The 1,595-nt window shown below is 45.0% G+C and carries 2 protein-coding genes; both read right to left on the bottom strand.

What is annotated here, in order from left to right; translation table 11 throughout:
- Positions 1–188: 188 nt before the first annotated feature.
- A complete protein-coding gene (locus ACNQ0T_RS23115) occupies positions 189–830 on the bottom strand; it encodes a type A-2 chloramphenicol O-acetyltransferase CatII (RefSeq protein ID WP_001011939.1) in 642 nt (213 codons plus the stop codon).
- Positions 831–979: 149 nt separating this feature from the next.
- Positions 980–1,480, bottom strand: coding sequence for a hypothetical protein (locus ACNQ0T_RS23110; protein ID WP_001239317.1), 501 nt, complete (start codon positions 1,478–1,480; stop codon positions 980–982).
- Positions 1,481–1,595: the final 115 nt, after the last annotated feature.

Here is a 1,595-nt window from a genome sequence, read left to right as displayed (position 1 = left end):
CCCCTGGGCGAAATGCGCCTGGTAAGCAGAGTTTTTGAAATGTAAGGCCTTTGAATAAGACAAAAGGCTGCCTCATCGCTAACTTTGCAACAGTGCCTTCTGAAACGAAATTACAGATTACGGTTAAAATATAAAAAAAAGCCACCAATCCTGCCGGATACGGTGGCTTAAATACAGAATTAATTAATTTATTTCAGTATGTTATCACACATCAGCTGAAGTGTATTGATAAACCTTGCTGCATGAAAACCATCACAGACTGCATGATGAACCTGTACAGAAACAGGTAATAGTACGCGGTCACCTTCCTGCTGAAACTTTGCCATTGTAAAAACCGGGGAAAAATAATCATCATTTCCGGTGATATTCAGATTAAATCCGTCAAAACTCACCCAGGGTAACGATGATATATTCAGGTGATTCTCCGGTAAATTTCCCTGCGGAAACAACCTGGTATCATGCTGATATTCTGCTGTTACCGCGTTATAACCCGCCATAAACTCACTGAGATCCGGAAAATAACGGCAGGACAGTGCGGAGAATGTTTCGGTTTCTTTATGAAAGACAGTAAAGACCGGGTCTGACTGTTCCCAGTAAATCAGTTCATTATCTTTCATTGCCATCCGGAACTCCGGAAACTGATTAACAGCCCGGGAGATCAGGTAAATCATCAGCGGATAAAACTTATAACCGGTTTTCGCCAGTGCAGTACGCAAAGCGGTAATATCGAGTTTGGTGGTCAGGCTGAATCCGCATTTAATCTGCTGACGATAAAGGGCAAAATGTTCCCTGCGATTCCAGGTATTCAGGTCAATCCGGGTAAAATTCATGGTTATTCCTTCTGATTAATAGTGAAAAATATTAATAATCAGAAGGCAGTCTGGTTGTCTCAATGGGTAACATTCCGTCCTCCGTAAGCTGTCTGGTATTCAGTAATAATACCCGATACGGGCTTAATCTGTATTAAGCCCGGTTTTATTTATTCCGGCCACTCATCCGCAAATACATAGCGGATCAGTTCTGCGGATTCACGGGGCGGTGCTCTCAGCACATCCGCCATTAAATCAATTTCCATCTGACAGGTTTGCAGCTTGTCTTCCGCCAGCACATACGGATCATCCGTCAGGAAACTATCGCCGTATTTATCCACCGACCCCTGTATTTGTGCCGAAAATAATGACTGAATTTCATCAGCGGAATAATGCGCAACCGGAGCCCCTTCACCGGCTGAATTCACCAGATCCAGCAACGCTCTGTTACCGATAATAAAGTCACGGTACCCGGCGGAAGCCTTTTTCATATCCGGCGGGCCAGACACTTCCGGATGCAGCACACGAAAGCAGAAGTCACCGGAGGTATCCTGCGCCAGTGCTTTCTGCAAAAATTCCAGCCGCATTTTCCCGTAATTAATCACCGCGTCATCCCCCGCGAGATAAAGCAGTTTTTTAATATTTTCGGTGGCCCACTGTTGCAGGCGCATATAGTACTCTAAACAGGGCACTGTTGCAAATAGTCGGTGGTGATAAACTTATCATCCCCTTTTGCTGATGGAGCTGCACATGAACCCATTCAAAGGCCGGCATTTTCAGCGTGAC

The organism is Enterobacter cloacae complex sp.6700776, from assembly GCF_048284255.1.
Lineage (GTDB): Bacteria > Pseudomonadota > Gammaproteobacteria > Enterobacterales > Enterobacteriaceae > Enterobacter > Enterobacter intestinihominis.
Note: the sequence above shows the minus strand (reverse complement) of the source record. Positions and strands in the feature narration are given on the sequence as shown.